Source organism: Nocardiopsis sp. iso_186 (genome assembly GCF_056173365.1).
In genome coordinates this window covers 1,709,159-1,727,220 of the sequence record NZ_CM149670.1, presented here as the reverse complement: position 1 = coordinate 1,727,220, position 18,062 = coordinate 1,709,159, and the positions used below count along the sequence as shown (strand labels likewise).

Here is an 18,062-nt window from a genome sequence, read left to right as displayed (position 1 = left end):
CACCCGGACGTATCGGGGCGCTGCCAGAGGCGGTGCCGACCGGTGGGGATGGGCGATCGCCATGGCGGTGACTCCCTGAACCCCAACCGAAGGGCCCCACGGCCCGGCCCTGGCGTCAACAGCCGGAACGGCCGGCCCGCCCAGTTCTTCGGACGGACCGGCCGGCTCCGGTGCTCTCGGCCGGATCGGTCACAGGTCGGCTTCGCTACCGCCGCGGGAGGTAGCCCGCCCGCCGACGCTAACCGGCGTAGGTCTCGAACTCCGCGACGCGGGGGGTGCCGTTCGAGCTGGTGATCTCGAAATTGATCTTTCGAAGCGTCGTCCGGTTGAAGGTGACGACGCCCGCTCCGCTTCCGGTGGCCAGAACGGCACCGGTGTCGTTGTTGACGACCCGCCAGGAACCGATGTTGCCTCCGGCTCCGACCGCCTCACGGATGTTGATCCTGGACACCGCGGTGCCGGAGTCCCACTTGACCGAGATGCGACCGGTCGAGCCGCTCGGCGACCAGTAGGTGCCCATGTTGCCGTTGACGACGTTGCCGTAGCTGGTCCCGCCGGCCTTGCTGGAGCCGTCGGCGCCGGCCCCGGTGCTGAGGTTGGTCCCCGCGGGAGGGTCGGTGGGGTCGGTGGGGTCGGTGGGATCTGTCGGGTCGGTGGGGTCGGTGGGGTCGGTCGGCTCCTCCGCTTCGCAGTTGCCGTCGGAGACCCGGTTGCCCTTGCCCGCACCTGCGGTCTGGCTCAGCACCTCCGGCACGCAGCCCGCGTCATCGAGCCCGTAGGTGTAGGGAATACTCACCGACGTGGTGGACCGCGGGTTGGGCCCGGCGGGGTAGTTCTGGTTGCCCTCGCTGGACCAGGTCACGTTGTCGAAGATGTTGCCGCCGACCTCCCAGGAACCCCTCTCGTTGGTGTAGAAGGTGCCCAGGACGTCCTTGGAGTCCTCGAAGTAGTTGTTCTCCACCTTCGCGCGAGCCCCGGCCCGGGAGTTGATGCCGGACGCGTGGATCCCCGCGTAGTGGTTGTTGTACATGTGCCCTATGCCGCCGCGCAGCAGGGGCACGCGCGAGTCGATGTTCTCGTATCGGTTGTGGTGGTACGTGACATAGCCGTTCGAGCGGTCGCTCTCGCTGGACCCGACCAGACCGCCACGGCCGGAGTTGCGCAGGATGCTGTAGGAGAGGGTGACGTACTGGGTGTTGTTCTTCAGGTCGAAGAGGCCGTCGTAGCCCTCCGACTCCCCGCCCGACGCCTCCAGGGTGACGTGGTCGATCCAGACGTTGCGGACACCGCTTTCCATCCCGATGGCGTCACCGCCGTTGGACGTGGGCGAGCCGGACTTCTTGACGTTCCGGACGGTCACGTTCTGGACGATGATGTTGCTGGACTCCCGGATGTGGATGCCCAGCTGGTCGAACACGGCTCCGCTGCCAGTGCCGACGATCGTGACGTTGCTGATCTTCTTGAGCTCGATCACGTCGGCAGCAGTATCGCAACCGGGGCCCGACACCTTGGAGGTGTTGCCGTGGTTGATGGTTCCCTGCACCTCGATGATGATCGGTGTACTGGTGCTGGGCCGGCTGCACAGGGCCTGGTGGATCTGGGTTCCGGTCGTGGCCCGCACCGTCTGTCCGCCCGCGCCGCCGGTGGTCCCGCCGTTCTGGCTCGCGTACCCCGTGGCGCCACCGGTCTGCGCCGATGCCGGGGACATCGGCAGGGCCAGACCGGCCGTCACCATGACCATGGTGACCAGCGTCGATGTAAGTCAACGCGTAATGGATCGCCTCACTGTTCACCCTTCGGCAATAGAGAAAAAACATTGGCGTAACTTCCTCCGAGAGTAAAGAAAGCGCTTTCCATGTCAAGAGGGTTCCCGCAACCTTTTTTGGGGGAACCGAACGCCCCGACTTCGCTTTACGCCCTTTGTACTGCGATTTCATTGAAATCCAACGCCGAAATTCGAGTCGGGTGCTTCTGAGCGCAACCCGTTGGTCCGTCTCGTCAACGACTCAGCGGACCGGACACAGACGCCCGGTCGCGACCGCCTGCATCGGAACCGGTGCGCACGCGCCCTTCCGCCCCTCTCCCGGACATCTCCCCACCCCGGGCGGCGACTCCCCGGAGCCACGGCGGGACAGAAAACTCGTGCTGCCCCGGGCGGCCGGAAAAGGCGTCCACGGCACGCGAAGCGCCCTGAAGGAAAGGGAATTCTCGGACCGGTATCGGGACCTTTCGACGAGCCAGGAAATAACAAGATCCCACCCGATCGAAAGGATCGGACGGGATTTCGTGAACCGCCTGCGAGCCAAATCGCGAACGGTCCTGGACGCATTGATTCAAACGGCCGGACACTCGGATGGCGGGAGGCCCTCTCCTCGCGCGTCAACCGGGGCGGGCACCACCAACCCCATGGTCAGTACGGCTGGACGCTTCGAGATCATCCCAAAAATTCACAGAGTTGACCAACCGAGCAAACCGCCAGGATTCACAACTCGCGCGGATGCCCCGATCGCTCGGCGCAAAAAGTCGAGGAACACCGAAAGTCACGCGACATCCGGCTCGCGCACCTGCGGAACAAAACTTCACACGGCCACCGGTCTTGTTCAAACCTCGACTCTTCAAGAGCCTCTACATAAAATTTGCCGGAAATGCAAGAACACGCTCGAATGTACTTCGACACACGAGGGCACCGTCCTGCGGCCCCCTCGCCCACCGCGACGAACGACCAGAGGGGCCCGGCTGCGTCCCGCACCCGTGAAGCCTGCGGACATACGGCGGGTCACCGAAGGCCTCGCGTGGCCGCGGGACAGCGGGCGCCGTCCCGCACCTACCGCTGCACGTCCCACGACAACGCCCCCGAGAGTGCAAGGACGAGCCGGCACAACAGGAGTTCGGAGGCGGGCGTCCCACTGGGACCCGGGACAGAGATGCTCTCCGCCATCACCCATCGGGGAGCACGGCGGCACGCCCGGCGGATAACGCTTACCGAAATGGGGACGACATCGCCCCGATGGCGGCGACACCTTGCACACCGCGCCACACGTGCGTCTCCAGGCGGCTCGATGCCGGGGCCTCCGAGAACGCCGATCGCCCAGTGGGCCGGTCACGGTGTCGCGGTGCTGAAAAAGATCTGCGCCAAGTGCCTCGTAGGTGAGGAGGAGCGTGCGAAGAAGCAGATCGAAGAGGCGCTGAGGCGCCCGTAGAACTTCAGCGCGTATTCAGCGCAGCCACCCGTCAGAAGCCGCAAGCAACCACTGACAGCCACTAAGGCATGACAACGCCCCTTGAACTGTTTCCACAGTTCAAGGGGCGTTTTTCGTAGTCAAAGGGCTGTGGGCGCGAGAGGACTCGAACCTCCGACCACTCGCTTGTAAGGCGAGGGCTCTAACCAACTGAGCTACGCGCCCGGACACAGCTCACCCCGGCTTTCACCGGGGCGGCTCCACCCGATACTACCGGTTTCACGACTATCGGCGCGCCCGTTGGGCGAGCGGGGCCGTCAGGCCGCTCAAGGCGCGGGACAGCGCGCGCTCGACCTCGTCGGTGAGGGCCGCATCCACGGGTGAGCGGTCCTGGACAGGGATCGGGACCGTCTGCTCGCGCACGGTCCTGCAGTCGTGGCACTCGATCTCGCCGAGTCGCGAGATCAAGAACGTGGACCGGCAATGGCCGCACCTGTCGATGTCGGCCTTCCAGTCCTGGGTGAGTTGGCATTCCGGACAGACCAGTACCTGGCGCTCGTGGCGCACCCCGCGTTTCCACGGCTGCGCGCCCCGGGCAGGGTCACCCTGCCGCGCCCCGCACAGATAGCAGGGCATGGATTCTCCTTGGTGGTTGAGTCAGCTCAGCTCGGCAAGGGCCTTGCGGTAGTCCTCGATATCGCGGGCCTCGGAGATCGGGTTGACGACCTTGAAGCGCACGACCCCCTCCTTGTCCACGAGGAAGGTACCGCGCAGCGCGACGCCCTTGGCATCGTCGAAGACACCATACGCCTGGGCGACCGCGCCGTGTGGCCAGAAATCCGAGAGCAGCGGATACTGCAGGTCCTCCTGGTCGGCCCACACACGGTGGGCGAACATGGAATCGACCGAGATGCTCAGCAGCCGCACATCGCTGTTGGAGAAGTCCGCGATGCTGTCGCGCAGCTCCCTCAGCTCTCCCCCGCAGATGCCGGAGAAGGCAAGCGGGTAGAACACCACGAAGACGTCGGCTCGGCCCTTGAAGTCCGACAACCGCACGGTTTGACCGTGCTGGTCGGAGAGCTCGAAGTCCGGGGCGTTCTGGCCGACTTCGATCGACATTGGCTCGTCCCTGGTCGTTGATGCGCGAGTTCCGTTGTTGTGCCGCCCGTCAATCGCCCGACGGGCGGCACGTGCCGCCCTAGGTCAGACGCCTGCGGCGTCGCCGGGTGGGCTCGCAGAATCGAATCAGCGGTGCGCCTTGGGCAGGACCAGTCGGGTTCCCGACCAGTCGGATCCCGCGCTCACAGCGCTGGTCTGCGACAGTCCCGCCGTCGTCGCGGCCTCCGCGACATCGCTGGGCGAGACGTGCCCCTCACGGCCGGCCTTGGGGGTCAGCACCAGAAGTGTTCCGCCGCCCTCAATCGTGGCCGACACGTCCACGAGCACGTCGGTGAGGTCATCCTCCTCATCGTCGCGCCACCACAGCAGTGCCGCGTCTACGACGTCCTCGTAGTCCTCATCAACCAGCTCACTGCCGGTGCGCTCGGCGATCGACGCGCGCAGCTGCTCATCCACGTCATCGTCGAACCCGAATTCCTGCACCACCTGACCCGGCTTGAATCCGAGTCGATCGGCCAGGCCACGTTCGCTCTGTGCCTGACCCGCGGTCGCGCTCACGAAAGTCCTCCTCCACTCGATGTCGCCCGCTCCTTACGGGCTCGGCCGCGACTAGTCCCGTTTCCGGAGTCGATCCCGCCGTTGCTGGCTAAGTTCACACGCTGGGTACCTGATCCGTCAACGCGTCGCACCCGTCGTGCGCTCTGCTTCTACCATCCTGCCCCGTCAGCGGAACTCGTCAAGAACGACAGCCGGACCTGACGATGCGGATTATCGATGTTGACGTCCACGATGGCGATAGATTGCCATGTACCCAGCGCGGGCCTCCCTGAAATCACCGGAACGGTGGCGTATGGAGCGATCAACGCGGGCATCACGTGCGATCTTCCGTGTCCGGGCGAGCCGTGGCGGTGACGCCAGCGGTCGTCCGCGGGCAGCAGGTCGCCCAGGGCCGCGAGCAGGTCCTCGTCGGATCGGGCGCCCAGTTCCATGACCGCCACTCCCGCGGTCGCATGCGGGACGAAAACGTTGAGCAGGCCGTCCCCGCCGGTCTCTGCAACGAAGTCGGTGCACTGGGGCGTGATGTCGGTGACGGTCTCGGACCCACCGGTATGCAGGTCGAGCAATTTGGTCCGCATGCGCAACGGCTACCCACAATGGGCCCGGCACAATCGTGCCGGATCCGCAGGTGTTCGAACGCACGCCGCCGCCCTCGTCGGGTAGTCGGACGAGAAGTCATACTCGGCCTAGGGGTGTCCTCTGCCCCGGGCCGATTCGTCCCCCGACGAGCTGGGAGTAGAGAGTGAGTACCGAACTGCGGCTCGGTCCGATGCTGCGGCACGTGACCGAGACCACTGCCGTGATCTGGGTGGAGACCGACGCGGCGTGCACCGTCACGGTCAGCGCACAGGACGTGAGCGTGCGCACCGAGACCTTCACCGTGCACGGCCACCATTACGCCCTGTGCGAGCTCGAAGGGCTCGCACCCGGCAAACAGGTGCCCTACCAGGTGTACCTGGACGAGACCCGGGTGTGGCCCGAGGCGGACTCCCCCTATCCGCCGAGCACGCTGCGCCCGCTGGACCACTCGGCCCCGGCACGGTTGCTGTTCGGCTCGTGCCACACCCCCACCGACCACTCCGCCGCCGCGGTCCTGCGTTACGGGGTGGACATGCTGCGCGCCTATGCGCTGCGCCTGGCCGCCGAACGTGTCGGGGACATCGGAAACGAACCGGCCGCAGGCGAGCCGACAGCGCTGCTGCTCATCGGCGACCAGGTGTACGCCGACGAACTCCAGGAGTCGATGGAGGAGTTCCTGGCGCATCGGCGCGAGGGCGAGGACGAGCGGGATCGCGCCCCCGACGACGAGGTCGTGTTCTTCGACGAATACGCCGAGCTGTACCGGCAGGCGTGGACCGACCCCGATATCCGCTGGCTGTTGTCAACGGTTCCCACCCTGATGCTGTTCGACGACCACGATATTCGTGACGACTGGAACACATCGGGCACCTGGCGCGAGCAGATCGCCCGGACACCGTGGTGGCGCCCGCGCATCACCTCAGGGCTGGGGACATACTGGATCTACCAGCACCTGGGCAACCTGTCCCCCGAAACGCGGGCCGCCGACCCGGTGTGGCAGGAGATGACATCCGCGGGAGACGGGGGCGCGGCACTGGACGCGTTCGCCTGGCGGGCCCACAGCGAGCCCACCAGTTACCGCTGGAGCCACCGGCACGACTTCGGCCGCAGCCGGGTGGTGATGGTGGACACCCGGTGCGGCCGCGATGTGGCCGACGACCGCGCACGCTCGATTCTGGGCCCCGACGATTCGGCGTGGCTGGACGAGCAGTTGAGCGGCGACGTCAACCACCTGGTGCTCGCCAGCACGCTCCCGTTCCTGATGCCCGCCGGGGTGCACTACCTGGAGGCGTGGAACGAGGCGTTGTGCGCCGGGGCGTGGGGCCGATGGTTGCGCGGCCCGAGCGAGAAACTGCGCCAAGAGGTGGACCTGGAGCACTGGCCGGCTTTCCAGCGATCCTTCGGAGCGGTTGCGGAGGCGGTGCTGGAGGTCGCCGGGGGCAAACGCGGGGCGGCCCCGGCGAGCGTGCTCTTCCTCGGCGGGGACGTGCACTTCTCCTATTTGGCGCGGGCCCGGGCACGCGGCGGTTCAGCTGCGGGGTTGACGACCACGATCGCGCAGTTGGTGTGCTCACCGACCTGCAACTGGATGCAGCCGATGATGCGGCGGCTGATGTGGGTCGCGGTGCGCACGGTCACCGGGCTGTTGTGCCGGGGGCTCGCTCGGCTGGCGGGTGTCCGCGCACCGGTGTTGGACTGGCGACTGGCCGAGGGCCCCTGGTACGACAACGCACTGGCAACGCTCACCCTGGACGGCCGCTCGGCCACGGTTCGCTGGGACCACTCGCCGTCGGTGCCCGCGGCAGCGCGCCAGATCGCCTCTGAGGCGTCGGAGCGCCCCAGGGTCCGGGAACTGGCAGAGCACCCCCTGACCGGGTGAGACGACGTCTCAGGGCGTCTGATAGACGCTGTCACGGACGTCGGTCACCGCCATGTGGCCGGGGGCGTGGGCGATGGCGTAGGCAGGCCGTGACGCCATGACCGCGGCCTGCGGGGTGACTCCGCAGGCCCAGAAGACCGGGATCTCCCCGGCCCGGACCTCGACGGGGTCGCCGAAGTCGGGACGGCCGAGGTCGGCGATGCCCAGTGCGGCGGGGTCGCCGACGTGGACGGGGGCGCCGTGCACGGCCGGGTAGCGCGAGGTGATGCGTACCGCGTCGGCGACCCGGTCGGCGGGGACGGGCCGCATGGACACGACGAGGGGACCGGCGAGCCGGCCCGCGGGCCGGCAGTCACGGTTGGTGCGGTACATGGCGACGTTGGTCCCGGTCTCGACGTGGCGGACCGGGATACCTGCCTCGATGAGGGGGGTCTCGAAGGTGAAGCTGCACCCGATGAGGAAGGCAACGAGGTCGTCGCGCCAGGCGGCGCCGGCGTCGGTGGTCTCCTCGGTGAGCCGACCGTCAACGTAGACGCGGTAGGCGGGCAGGTCGGTGCGCAGGTCGCCGTCGAAGACGGCCGAACGGGTCTCACCGGGCTCGGTGACGTCGAGGACCGGACACGCCTTGGGGTTGCGCTGGGCGAACAGCAGGAAGTCGAAGGCCAGGTCGCGAGGCAGGGCGATGAGGTTGGCCTGGGCGTAGCCGGCGCAGTAGCCGGCTGTGGGAGTGCTGAGTCCCGCGCGGAAAAGGGCGCGCGCCTGGGCGGGTGCCAGTGCTGCGGGGGCGGTGGGCGGCTGGGGCACGGTGTCCTCCTGGGGCGGTCTCGGATCGGGCGGTTTCAGCGGTGGAACCGCAGGCGGCTGCCGGGGCGGGCCTGGGCTGCACGGGAGACGTCGGCGGCGACCACCACGGCGATCACCGGGTAGCCGCCGGTCACGGGATGGTCGGCCAGGAACAGGACCGGGTCGCCGTCGGGGGGAACCTGGAGCGAGCCGGCCACCATGCCTTCGCTGGGCAGTTCCTGGTGGACGCGGCGGGTCAGCGCGGGTCCGAGGAGACGGGCGCCCACCCGGTCGCTGCGGGAGGTCACCTCGTAGGCGGCGGACAGGAGGGTGCCCACGGCTTCGGGGGTGAACCAGTCGTCGCGCGGGCCCGGTACGACGCGCAGGTCGAGTTCGAGGCCCTCGATGGCGGCGACGGGGGCGAAATCGGTGACGGGGAACCGTTCCGGTGGGGCCCCCACCGGGAGGAGCGTTCCCGGAGCGGGCCGCTCGGGGCCGAGTTGGGCGAGGGTGTCGGTGCTGCGCGAACCGAGCACGGGGGGCACGTCGATGCCGCCCCGCACCGCGAGGTAGCTGCGCAGTCCCGTGGCCGGGGTGCCCATCACCAGTTCGGCGCCGTCGGCAAGGGTGAGGACGCTGTTGAGGGCCGCCCCGTGTCCGTTGACGGTCAGCGGACACGGGGCTCCGGTGACGGCGACCGTCAGTGTTCCCCGCGCGCGCACGCGCAGTCCGCCGAAGGTGACTTCCAGGGTTGCGGCGTGCACGGGGTTGGCGAGCAGCCGGTTGGCCAGGGCGTGGGAGCGCGCGTCAGCGGCTCCCGAACGGCCCACTCCCAGACCGGCATGCCCGGGTTGACCGGTGTCCTGCACCGTTGCGAGCGGTCCGGTCGCCAGTACTTCCAGGGCTGCGGCTGCCATCAGTGCTGTCGTCTTCTTCCACGGGAAAAGGGGCGGTGGTGTCTTGGGGCCCTGCTAGGCCGCGATGAAACGGACCCGGGTTCCGGGGCGCAGCAGGCCGGGTGGATCACGGTCGAGGTCCCAGATGCGGGCATCGGTACGACCGAGGAGCTGCCATCCGCCCGGCGAACTGCGCGGGTAGACCCCGGTGAATTCTCCGGCCAGCGCCACTGATCCGGCGGGGACGCGGGTGCGTGCTTCGGCGCGGCGCGGGACGTGCAGACGCGGGTCGTCGCCGACGAGGTAGCCGAACCCGGGGGCGAAACCGCAGAAGGCGACGGTCCAGAGGGCCGCGGTGTGCGCGGACACGACCTCGTTGCGGCTGAGTCCGGTGTGTGCGGCGATGTCGGCGAGGTCCTCGCCGTCGTAGTGCACGGGGATCTCGATCTCGCCGGAATCGGGGCGGTGGCCGGGGCTGGGCCGCAGGGCGCGCACCGAGGAGGCCACCGCGGCCGGGTCCGCTCCGGGTTCCAGTCGCAGCAGGACGGTGCGCGCGGCCGGGACGGCCTCGCTGACTCCCGGTGGGGGCTCCTCGGCCAGGGCGGCTTGGAGGGCGAGCACCTGGTCGAGGTCGGCGACCTCGACCAGCACACCGGTGTCGCCGCAGTTCAGGATGCGCATCGTTGTCTCCTCGCGGTGGCCTTCGCCGGCAGGGGCACCCTGCGCGGGGTCCGGTCGTCCTGCACGGTGGGTCTTCTTCCACTCTGGTGCCTCAGCGCTTGTGGTCCGAGGGCCGGCGACCGCTCCGGGGGACGAAGGGCGCGATCTGGACACCGGATGTGCCCAGGTGGTCGGCGACCTCGCGGGCGATCTGGACCGCGCCGGGGCTGTCGCCGTGCACGCACAGGGAGTCGGCCCGGATGTGCACCGGCGTGCCGTCGATCGCGCTCACCGGTTCGCCGTGTGCGATGCGCAGGCAGCGGTCGGCGATCTCACGGGGGTCGTGCAGGACGGCTCCGGGTTCGCGACGGGAGACGAGGGTGCCCTCGGGGGTATAGGCGCGGTCGGCGAACGCCTCCCTGATGGTGCGCAGCCCCGCCTGCTCCGCGGCGCGCAGCCATACCGATCCCGGCAGTCCCATGACGGGCAGTTCGGGATCGTAGAGCCGGACCGCCTCGACGACGGCCGCCGCCTGGGCCTCGTGGCGCACGATGGCGTTGTAGAGGGCGCCGTGCGGCTTGACGTAGCGGACCCGGTCCCCGGCGATGCGGGCGAAGGCGTCCAGGGCGCCGATCTGGTAGACGACGTCGTTGGTGAGTTCGCCCGGATCGGCGTCGATGAAGCGTCGGCCGAATCCGGCGAGGTCGCGATAGCCGACCTGCGCTCCGATGACGACCCCGTTCCCGACGGCCGCGGCACAGGTGCGGCGCAGCACGGTGGGGTCGCCGGCGTGGAAACCGCAGGCGACGTTGGCGCTGGTGACGATGGACAGCAGCGCCTCGTCGTCGCCCAGTTCCCACCGGCCGAAGCTCTCGCCGAGGTCGGAGTTGAGGTCCATGGTCATCGGTGGGCTCCTTGTGCGGTGGGGCCGGCGGCCGCGATCGCGGCCGCCGGCGACGGGGTCAGGACCAGAGCGAGGAGATTCCGCCCAGTGCCTGGTAGGCGATGAAGATGGTGAGCAGCCAGGCGACGACGCCGACCACCAGCAGCCACTTGGGGTACTGGTAACCGTGCAGGAGGTCGCGCGAGCGGCGCAGCGCCACCCAGAGCATGATGCCCAGTCCCACCGGAAGGATGAGCCCGTTGAGTGCACCGGCCAGGACCAGCAGGGTCGTAGGGGTCTGGTCCAGCAGCAGGTAGATGACGGCCGAGATGGAGATGAACGCGGCGACGAGCCAGCCGCGGTTGCGCTCCAGGCGCGGGGAGAAGGTCGCGACGAAGGAGATCGAGGTGTAGGAGGCTCCGATGACGGAGCTGATGCCGGCGGCCCACAGGATGACGCCGAACAGGCGCAGTCCGACCTCTCCGGCGGCCTGGGAGAACGCCTCGGCCGGCGGGTTGGGCGAGTCGAGGATGGACACGCCTCCGGCGACCACGCCGAGCACCGCGAGGAACAGCAGCACCCGCATGACACCGGTGACGATGATGCCGGTGACCGAGGCCCGGGTGATCTCCTTGACGTTGGCGGGGCCGCTGACCCCGGCATCGACCAGGCGGTGGGCGCCGGCGTAGGTGATGTAGCCGCCGACGGTACCGCCGATGATGGTGACGGTGGCCAGGAACAGGTCAGTGCCCAGCTCGTCGGGCCACACGGCCTGGCGCAGGGCCTCGCCGACCGGGGGGCTGGAGGCGAAGGCCACGTAGAGGGTCATGGCGATCATGAGCACGCCCAGGACCACCATGATGCGGTCCATGGCCACGCCGGCGCGCTTGACCATGAACAGGGCGATGGCGATCGCCGCGGAGACCGCGCCGCCGATCTTGACGTCGATGCCGGCCAGGGCGTCCAGGCCGAGGCCGGTACCGGCGATGTTTCCGACGTTGAAGACGAGGCCGCCGAAGACGATGAGGGCCGCGAGCAGGTAGCCGGCGCCGGGCAGGACCTTGTTGGCGAGGTCCTGGGCGCGGGTGCCGGCCACGCCGACGACCCGCCAGATGTTGAGCTGGACCGCGATGTCCACCAGTACCGAGACCATGATCGCAAAAGCGAACGTGGCACCGAGCTGGGCGGTGAAGTTCGTGGTCTGGGTGATGAACCCGGGACCGATGGCGCTGGTGGCCATCAAGAACATGGCACCCAGCAGGACGCTGCTGCCGGCGGTGCGCTTCAGGTTGGGGCGGATGCCGGCCTTGGGTGGCTCGCTCATGCGGGAATCTCCACGGTCTGGGGCCAAAGGAAGGACAGGGGAAGTGATGGTGACCACACTGTCGCCGAGTTGTTGAACAATACTCCAATACTGCGATTTCATGCGGGTAAATTTCGGTAACTTTTACCCGCCGACCAGTGCCGACAGGGGTTTCCCCTCGGGCATTGCGGTCCCACACCTCCCATGGGCACGGCGATCGGCGACAATGGGCAGGACTGTCGAGACGTGGGACACGGTGAACAAGGAGCAGGCGTGACGGTGACGGACGACTGGATCGACCGGATTCCCGATGTCGGGGAGGAACTGGAGCGCTCCAGCACCGCTGAGCGGGTCGCCGACAAGCTGCGCGCCCTGGTCATCGACGGCGCGCTCGCTCCGGGCACCCGCCTGTCGGAGGAGAAGATCCGGCAGAAGTTCAAGGTCTCGCGCAACACCCTGCGCGAAGCGTTTCGACTGCTGGGACACGAGCGCCTGCTCGTGCACGAGTTCAACCGCGGTGTCTTCGTGGCCAAGCCGACCCTGGCCGACGTGGTGGACCTGTACCGGGTCCGCCGCCCCTTGGAGCTCTCGGCGGTGCGCGGCGCCGCCCATGCCCCTCAGGCCGCGGTGCGCGCGGTCGGGGCCGCTGTGGAGGAAGGCGAGCGCGCCGAGTCCCGGGGGGACTGGTGGGGCATCGGCACCGCCAACATGCACTTCCACGAAGCCATCGGCCGGCTCTCGGGCAGTCCGCGCATCGACGAGGTCATGCACCAACTACTGGCCGAGCTTCGCCTGGTCTTCCACGCGATGGCCGCTCCGCGCGAGTTCCACGCGCCCTACCTGGGCGAGAACCGCGAGATCTACGACTCTCTGGCCGCCGGGGCGTTCGACGAGGCCGCCGACCGCCTGGCCGAGTACTTCGACGCCGCCGAACGCCAGTTGGTCGAGGCGTTCTCCGGCGGACGGGGCGTCACCACGCGGTGACCCCGGGGCGGTAGCCTCCCGGCGACGAGCGGTCACCGGACAGGACAATAATGACCGGATGAATCTAGCCGTGTTGGTCCTTGTCGCCCTGTCCGGGCTGTTTCACGTCGCCGTCTTCGTCATGGAGAGCTTCCTGCTGCACCGGCCAGGAGTCGCACGGGTCTTCCTGGTCACCCCCGATACCTTGCCCGCGGTGCGTCCCTGGGCGTTCAACCAGGGCTGGTACAACCTGTTCCTGGCGCTGGGTGCGCTGGGCGGAATTGCCGTATCCCTCGGGGGCGCCCCTGTCGTGGGGACCACCCTGTCGCTGTTCGCATGCGGATGCATGGCCGGCGCAGCGATCGTGCTGGCCTTCTCCGACCCACGGATGCGGGGCAGCGCGCTCAAACAGGGGCTGTTCCCCCTACTCGCCCTGCTGGCGAGTCTGCTGGCGCTGGCCGCGACCGACTAGTTCTTGGTGCGCTGACGGGACTCGGAGCGGCTGCTGCGCTGCTTGGGCCGAGTGTTGGCCCGCAGCCGCAGCAACTGGCCGGAAGGACGCGGCACGACCGCCGAGCCCCCCGTGGCGAGCAGCCCCGGAATGAGCGGCTCGGGACGGTGTGCGGGAGCCTGCGGCTCGGGCTCGGGTGCGACCTGGGCGGACGGGGCGGCCTGCTCCTGAACGGCCGGAGCCGGAGCAGGCCGGGGGGCGGGGCGGCTCGGTCCCCGAACGGCTGCGGACGCGGCCTTGGCCTTGCGGCGGGCGAGGTAGCGGGTGATCAGCGGCCACTCGACCTTGGCGGGCTGGGCCAGGGCGGCCCACAGGTACGCCTTGGTCCCCCACGCCTCCATGGCCCTGCGGGCCCGCGAGACGGTGAAGTATCCGGGCAGGGCCAGCAGCAGTTGCGGCCAGGCCAGGGCCATGGCCACGGCGTAGGGGAACATCCCGCCGCCTGCCAGGGCGGCACCGGCCCCGAGCAGGATCGGCAGCATCGCCAGCGTGATCCGCAGACCGGTGATCTGACGGAAACGGTGCAGCGAACGCCGGACCGACGCCTCCTGGGAGAGGCCCTCGGGCAGCGGGGTCGGATGCACCAGAAAGGCGATCAACAGGCAGGTCACCGAGATCGACCCCGAGAACAGGATCGTCCAGCCGGGAGCCGACCACTGCGTGTCGAGCGCGAGAGCGAGGACTCCTCCGAGCAGCACCGGTATGGGGACGAAAAAGAACACCTGCCGCCGGAGGTGGCCGGCCGCCGTGGGCTCGCCCACCATCCGCGCCAGTCCTGCGTAGAGCCGCTTCACTCCGAACACCGTTATCGCCCCAAACCCATGTGCCGCCGCAGACCAAGCAGGACAGACCGTCCCTGGTCGAGCGCGCCCGCGAGGAGGGCAGGCGTCTGCTCGGCGGCAGCGATCAGGTGCCCACCGTGATCGCGCCGCTCATGACCCACGTTATCCGGTTTCCATCTCCGCCGTGGCCCGTGATACCCCATATTGAGGACCATACGCACGAACCACTTTCGGTCACGTCCCACTGAATGCAACGAGGGCTGCCACGTAAAGGTTCCGGATCGGTCGCCTCAGTCGCGCTCCGACAATCGGCCAAGCGTTACGGCCACCCTCAGCGCGAACGAGCCGCGCCCGTCCGAGGGGGTGAACCCGGTGAGTTCGGCGACCCTGCTGAGTCGGTAGCGCACGGTGTTGGGGTGCACGAAAAGCATGCGTGCGGTCAACTCCAGTGAGGACGCGTGCTCCAAGTACACCGAAAGGGTGTCCAACAACGGAGAGCCTGCGCCGCGCAGAGGCAGGTAGATCTCCTGGATGAGTCTGCGCCGAGCCGCCTCGTCCCCGTCGAGGGCCCGCTCGGGTAGGAGGTCGGCGGCGGAGACCGGACGAGGAGCGTCCGGCCAGGCCGGGGCCGCCCGCAACCCGTCCACGGCTGCGCGGGCCGAACGGCCCGCGGCGTACAGGTCGGTGACCGGCGGCCCCACCACGACCGGACCGGGCCCGAAGAGACCGGCCAGTGGCTCGACCGCGGAGATGGGGGCCGCTCCGAACTGGTCGGCGACACCGATCACGACGACGACCCGATCGCCCTGGGCACCCGCCAACACGTCGTGGCCGGCCCGGCGGGCCATCGCCCGCAGGTCGGCCAGGACCTCCTCCGCGTCCTGGCCGCCCAGGAGTCCGGCGACGGCCATGACGGGAGTGCGCGACCAGCCCAGCGCGGCGCTCCAGGTCTGCAGCCCCTCCTCGCGGTCGCCGTGGAGCAGCGCCTCGACGATGAGTGCCTCCAGCCGGGCGTCCCACGCGCCGCGCGCCTCGGCGGCCCGGGCATAGACCTTGGCGGTACTGAAGGCGACCTCTCGGCTGTAGTGCAACATGGCCTCGCGCAACTGCTGCTCGCCGCCTGGCGCCGCGAGCTCCTGGACCCGGGTCTCCACGACGTCGATGACGACGCGGACCATCTCCACGGTCTGCTGGAGCGAGACGGAGCGGGTGAGTTCACGCGGAGCGGTGCCGAACACCTCCACGGCGATGGCCGGACGCACTCGGTCGGGGTTCTTGAACCAGTTGACGAAGGCGGCCACACCCGACTGGGCCACCAACCCGACCCAGGAACGGTCCTCCGCCGACATCGCGCGGAACCAGAACAACCGCTGCTCCATCCTGGCGACAGCAGCGGTACCGAGCGCGCCCATGGCTCTTTCCAGGCGCTGGACGGTTTCGACCCGAACGCTTTCGGCGTCGGAATCGGGCGAGGAGTCATGAGAATCCGTGGTCACCCTCCTTAGGGTGGCAGCCTGCTCCTCCGGGCGGCGCCCCCGTGCACTACCAAGCGGTCATAAGGTGAGATGGAACACGCACTTACGGCCCCCACTCCACCCTCTTTGTGGAAAGCCTACAAAACGAGATGGTCAAAGTTCGTGCCTGTCCCCATCAAGCTGGTGATGTTCCACAGGGCAAGGTTGATGTCGTGCTTGCAATCGTCGCTCCCGGCCAAGGTGCCCAGGTTCCCGGTTTCCTCTCCCCATGGCTCGAACTCCCCGGTATGACCGAAGTGTTCGCCGAATGGTCCGAGGTCGCCGGGCTCGATCTGGTTCGCTACGGCACGACCGCAGACGCCGATGAGATCCGCGACACAGCAGTGGCCCAACCCCTGCTGGTCAGTGCAGGGGCAGCCGCGGCCACCGCGCTGTTGGGCACCCTGGACGAGGCCCGCGGGTCCGTCAACGTCGTCGCCGGACACAGCGTCGGCGAGTTCACCGCCGCCGCGATCGCCGGCGTTCTCTCCCCCAGCGACGCGCTGGCCCTGGTCGCCGAGCGAGGCCGCGGGATGGCCGACGCCGCCGCGGTCGCCCCCACCGGGATGACCGCGGTCCTGGGCGGTGACCGCGACGAGGTGCTGGCCGCGATCGGGGCAGCCGGGCTGACAGCGGCCAACGACAACGGCTCCGGTCAGATCGTGGCCGCCGGGACCCTGGGCGAGCTTCAGGCGTTCGCCGACGCCCCTCCGGCCAAGGCCCGGCTGCGCCCGCTGTCGGTGGCCGGCGCCTTCCACACTCTCCACATGGAGCCCGCGGTGAAGCGGGTACAAGTACTGGCCGATGGGCTCACACCGGTCAACCCCGTTGTCCGGCTGCTGTCCAACCGCGACGGCGCCGCAGTGGCCTCGGGCACCGACTACCTCTCCAGGCTCGTGTCCCAGATCAGTTCCCCCGTGCGCTGGGACTCCTGCACCCGGTCGCTGATCGACCTGGGCGTGACCGCCGTGATCGAACTGCCGCCCGCGGGTACTCTGACCGGTCTGGCAAAGCGCTCGATGCGAGGCGTCGAACTGCTCGCCGTCAAGACCCCCGAGGACCTGGACCGTGCACGCGAGCTCGTCAAGGCGCACGCGGGTCCGGGTACCGCAGACCTGGAAGGGCAGAGCTGATGAAATTTCCTCCGAGCTCACCCGGAGCACGCATCGTCGCCTTCGGCGACTACCAGCCGGCCAACGTTGTCACCAACGCCGACCTGGTAGCCCGGATCGACACCTCCGACGAGTGGATCCAAAGCCGCGTCGGCATCAAGGAGCGGCGCATCGCCGGTCCCGACGAGACCGTGGGCGACATGGCGGTGGTCGCGGGCGGCAAGGCGCTCGCAGCAAGCGGACTGAGCCCCTCCGACATCGACCTCGTCATCGTCGCGACCTGCACCCAGCTCGACCAGATCCCCAGTGCCGCCGCCGGAGTGGCCACCCGCCTCGGGATCGAGGCGCCCGGCGCCTTCGACGTCAACGCCGCCTGCGCGGGCTTCTGCTACGCGCTGGCGGTCGCCAATGACGCGGTACGCGCGGGGTCAGCGCGCAACGTCCTGGTCATCGGCTCCGAGAAGCTGTCGCAGTGGATGGACTGGACCGACCGAACGACGTGTGTGATCTTCGCCGACGGTGCCGGGGCCGCGGTCGTGTCCGCCTCGGAGGAGCCCGGCATCGGGCCCGTGGCCTGGGGCAGCGCCGGAGACCGCGCCGACAAGATCTACATGCGCGAGAACAAATACCTCCACCAGGAAGGCCAGGCGGTCTTCCGGTGGACCACCACCGAGCTGTACCCGGTGGCGCTGGAGGCCATGGAACGCGCGGGCGTGGCCCCCGAGGAACTGACCGCGTTCGTCCCGCACCAGGCCAACCTGCGCATCGTCGAAGCCATCGCTCGCAAGCTGGGGGCTCCGCAGGCGCTCATCGCCCGCGATATTGTCACCGCGGGCAACACATCGTCGGCGTCCGTCCCGCTCGCGCTGTCGCGCATGATCGGACGCGGCGAGCTGCCCTCGGGAAGCACTGTGCTGACCATGGGGTACGGCGCGGGTCTGACGTATGCCGCGCAGGTCTTGCGCATTCCCTAGACATCGATGGACCAACCCCGCACGGGCGGTTGCGCCCGGGGTCCCATCATGACCAACCGTTCTACTCGCATCAAGAAGGAGAAACCTGACATGGCCCACTCTGAGCAGGAGATTCTGGCCGGCCTCGGCGAGATCATCGACGAGATCGCCGGTGTCCCCGCGGACCAGGTCAGCCCGGAGAAGAGCTTCGTGGACGACCTCGACATCGACTCCCTGTCGATGGTCGAGATCGCCGTCGCCGCGCAGGACAAGTTCGGCGTGGAGATCCCCGACGACCAGCTGAAGGACCTCAAGACGGTCCAGGACGTCATCACCTTCATCCAGAAGTAGCGGCGCCTCGCTCTTCTCGCCCGCCGGAGCGGTTCGC

18 protein-coding genes and 1 tRNA gene are annotated in these 18,062 nt (G+C 68.8%); 6 read left to right on the top strand and 13 right to left on the bottom strand.

Annotation, left to right across the window (positions count from 1 at the left end; all coding sequences use genetic code 11):
• Positions 1–238 precede the first annotated feature (238 nt).
• The 6 genes from AC0VYP_RS07790 to AC0VYP_RS07765 all read right to left on the bottom strand — a co-directional run bounded on the left by AC0VYP_RS07790 (position 239) and on the right by AC0VYP_RS07765 (position 5,434).
• Positions 239–1,741: a pectate lyase family protein gene (locus AC0VYP_RS07790; protein WP_475473216.1), complete on the bottom strand. Its 1,503-nt coding sequence runs from the start codon at positions 1,739–1,741 to the stop codon at positions 239–241.
• Positions 1,742–3,330: 1,589 nt separating this feature from the next.
• Positions 3,331–3,404, bottom strand: a tRNA-Val gene (locus AC0VYP_RS07785).
• Between the two features lie 60 nt (positions 3,405–3,464).
• Positions 3,465–3,815 (bottom strand): hypothetical protein, encoded by a 351-nt coding sequence (locus AC0VYP_RS07780; RefSeq protein ID WP_285761046.1) that lies wholly within the window; start codon positions 3,813–3,815, stop codon positions 3,465–3,467.
• Positions 3,816–3,836: 21 nt separating this feature from the next.
• Positions 3,837–4,298 (bottom strand): peroxiredoxin, encoded by a 462-nt coding sequence (locus tag AC0VYP_RS07775; protein ID WP_285761045.1) that lies wholly within the window; start codon positions 4,296–4,298, stop codon positions 3,837–3,839.
• Between the two features lie 126 nt (positions 4,299–4,424).
• On the bottom strand, positions 4,425–4,856 hold the full coding sequence (locus tag AC0VYP_RS07770; protein WP_285761044.1) for a DUF3052 domain-containing protein: 432 nt from the start codon (positions 4,854–4,856) through the stop codon (positions 4,425–4,427).
• A 149-nt stretch (positions 4,857–5,005) separates the two neighbouring features.
• Entirely contained in the window at positions 5,006–5,434 is a 429-nt protein-coding gene (locus tag AC0VYP_RS07765; protein WP_285761043.1) for a YjbQ family protein, read from the bottom strand.
• 164 nt (positions 5,435–5,598) lie between these two features.
• Here AC0VYP_RS07765 and AC0VYP_RS07760 point away from each other — a divergent pair, with 164 nt between their 5' ends.
• Positions 5,599–7,314 carry an alkaline phosphatase D family protein gene (locus AC0VYP_RS07760; RefSeq protein ID WP_475473214.1) on the top strand — a complete coding sequence of 572 codons (1,716 nt, stop codon included), beginning with the start codon at positions 5,599–5,601 and terminating at the stop codon, positions 7,312–7,314.
• 9 nt (positions 7,315–7,323) lie between these two features.
• Here AC0VYP_RS07760 and AC0VYP_RS07755 read toward each other — a convergent pair whose 3' ends face one another.
• The 5 genes from AC0VYP_RS07755 to AC0VYP_RS07735 form a co-directional block, all read right to left on the bottom strand.
• The gene (locus tag AC0VYP_RS07755) at positions 7,324–8,118 is read right to left on the bottom strand and encodes a putative hydro-lyase (RefSeq protein ID WP_285761041.1); all 795 of its coding nucleotides are present in this window, start codon (positions 8,116–8,118) and stop codon (positions 7,324–7,326) included.
• A gap of 35 nt (positions 8,119–8,153) precedes the next feature.
• Positions 8,154–9,014, bottom strand: a complete 861-nt coding sequence (locus tag AC0VYP_RS07750; protein WP_475473213.1) for a 5-oxoprolinase subunit C family protein — start codon at positions 9,012–9,014, stop codon at positions 8,154–8,156.
• Between the two features lie 54 nt (positions 9,015–9,068).
• The gene (pxpB, locus tag AC0VYP_RS07745) at positions 9,069–9,674 is read right to left on the bottom strand and encodes a 5-oxoprolinase subunit PxpB (protein ID WP_285761039.1); all 606 of its coding nucleotides are present in this window, start codon (positions 9,672–9,674) and stop codon (positions 9,069–9,071) included.
• A gap of 91 nt (positions 9,675–9,765) precedes the next feature.
• On the bottom strand, positions 9,766–10,557 hold the full coding sequence (locus AC0VYP_RS07740; RefSeq protein WP_475473211.1) for a LamB/YcsF family protein: 792 nt from the start codon (positions 10,555–10,557) through the stop codon (positions 9,766–9,768).
• Positions 10,558–10,615: 58 nt separating this feature from the next.
• Positions 10,616–11,860, bottom strand: coding sequence for an NRAMP family divalent metal transporter (locus AC0VYP_RS07735; RefSeq protein ID WP_285761037.1), 1,245 nt, complete (start codon positions 11,858–11,860; stop codon positions 10,616–10,618).
• A 252-nt stretch (positions 11,861–12,112) separates the two neighbouring features.
• On the opposite strand from AC0VYP_RS07735, the gene AC0VYP_RS07730 reads away from it, so the two are divergent.
• Positions 12,113–12,823: a GntR family transcriptional regulator gene (locus AC0VYP_RS07730; RefSeq protein WP_285761036.1), complete on the top strand. Its 711-nt coding sequence runs from the start codon at positions 12,113–12,115 to the stop codon at positions 12,821–12,823.
• Between the two features lie 58 nt (positions 12,824–12,881).
• On the top strand, positions 12,882–13,274 hold the full coding sequence (locus tag AC0VYP_RS07725) for a DUF1304 domain-containing protein (RefSeq protein ID WP_285761035.1): 393 nt from the start codon (positions 12,882–12,884) through the stop codon (positions 13,272–13,274).
• Here the strand turns inward: AC0VYP_RS07725 and AC0VYP_RS07720 are convergent.
• Positions 13,271–14,107 carry a hypothetical protein gene (locus AC0VYP_RS07720; protein ID WP_475473209.1) on the bottom strand — a complete coding sequence of 279 codons (837 nt, stop codon included), beginning with the start codon at positions 14,105–14,107 and terminating at the stop codon, positions 13,271–13,273. The two genes, AC0VYP_RS07725 and AC0VYP_RS07720, sit on opposite strands and share 4 nt — an antisense overlap.
• Before the next feature lie 278 nt (positions 14,108–14,385).
• Positions 14,386–15,591, bottom strand: a complete 1,206-nt coding sequence (locus AC0VYP_RS07715; protein ID WP_475473207.1) for a PucR family transcriptional regulator — start codon at positions 15,589–15,591, stop codon at positions 14,386–14,388.
• A 266-nt stretch (positions 15,592–15,857) separates the two neighbouring features.
• Between AC0VYP_RS07715 and AC0VYP_RS07710 the strand changes: the two genes are divergently transcribed.
• The 3 genes from AC0VYP_RS07710 (at position 15,858) to AC0VYP_RS07700 (ending at position 18,025) form a co-directional block, all read left to right on the top strand.
• The gene (locus tag AC0VYP_RS07710; protein WP_475474186.1) at positions 15,858–16,742 is read left to right on the top strand and encodes an ACP S-malonyltransferase; all 885 of its coding nucleotides are present in this window, start codon (positions 15,858–15,860) and stop codon (positions 16,740–16,742) included.
• A complete protein-coding gene (locus AC0VYP_RS07705) occupies positions 16,742–17,695 on the top strand; it encodes a beta-ketoacyl-ACP synthase III (RefSeq protein WP_285761031.1) in 954 nt (317 codons plus the stop codon). Before AC0VYP_RS07710 ends, AC0VYP_RS07705 begins: the two co-directional genes overlap by 1 nt.
• Positions 17,696–17,785: 90 nt before the next feature.
• Positions 17,786–18,025, top strand: a complete 240-nt coding sequence (locus tag AC0VYP_RS07700; protein WP_285761030.1) for an acyl carrier protein — start codon at positions 17,786–17,788, stop codon at positions 18,023–18,025.
• Positions 18,026–18,062 lie beyond the last annotated feature (37 nt).

Excerpts from the sequence above, each read along its gene's own strand:
- AC0VYP_RS07790 (WP_475473216.1), bottom strand. The coding sequence starts at position 1,741 with ATGGTCATGGTGACGGCCGGTCTGGCCCTGCCGATGTCCCCGGCATCG.
- AC0VYP_RS07780 (WP_285761046.1), bottom strand. The coding sequence starts at position 3,815 with ATGCCCTGCTATCTGTGCGGGGCGCGGCAGGGTGACCCTGCCCGGGGC.
- AC0VYP_RS07775 (WP_285761045.1), bottom strand. The coding sequence starts at position 4,298 with ATGTCGATCGAAGTCGGCCAGAACGCCCCGGACTTCGAGCTCTCCGAC.
- AC0VYP_RS07765 (WP_285761043.1), bottom strand. The coding sequence starts at position 5,434 with ATGCGGACCAAATTGCTCGACCTGCATACCGGTGGGTCCGAGACCGTC.
- AC0VYP_RS07750 (WP_475473213.1), bottom strand. The coding sequence starts at position 9,014 with ATGGCAGCCGCAGCCCTGGAAGTACTGGCGACCGGACCGCTCGCAACG.
- pxpB (WP_285761039.1), bottom strand. The coding sequence starts at position 9,674 with ATGCGCATCCTGAACTGCGGCGACACCGGTGTGCTGGTCGAGGTCGCC.
- AC0VYP_RS07740 (WP_475473211.1), bottom strand. The coding sequence starts at position 10,557 with ATGACCATGGACCTCAACTCCGACCTCGGCGAGAGCTTCGGCCGGTGG.
- AC0VYP_RS07735 (WP_285761037.1), bottom strand. The coding sequence starts at position 11,860 with ATGAGCGAGCCACCCAAGGCCGGCATCCGCCCCAACCTGAAGCGCACC.
- AC0VYP_RS07725 (WP_285761035.1), top strand. The coding sequence starts at position 12,882 with ATGAATCTAGCCGTGTTGGTCCTTGTCGCCCTGTCCGGGCTGTTTCAC.
- AC0VYP_RS07710 (WP_475474186.1), top strand. The coding sequence starts at position 15,858 with ATGACCGAAGTGTTCGCCGAATGGTCCGAGGTCGCCGGGCTCGATCTG.
- AC0VYP_RS07705 (WP_285761031.1), top strand. The coding sequence starts at position 16,742 with ATGAAATTTCCTCCGAGCTCACCCGGAGCACGCATCGTCGCCTTCGGC.
- AC0VYP_RS07700 (WP_285761030.1), top strand. The coding sequence starts at position 17,786 with ATGGCCCACTCTGAGCAGGAGATTCTGGCCGGCCTCGGCGAGATCATC.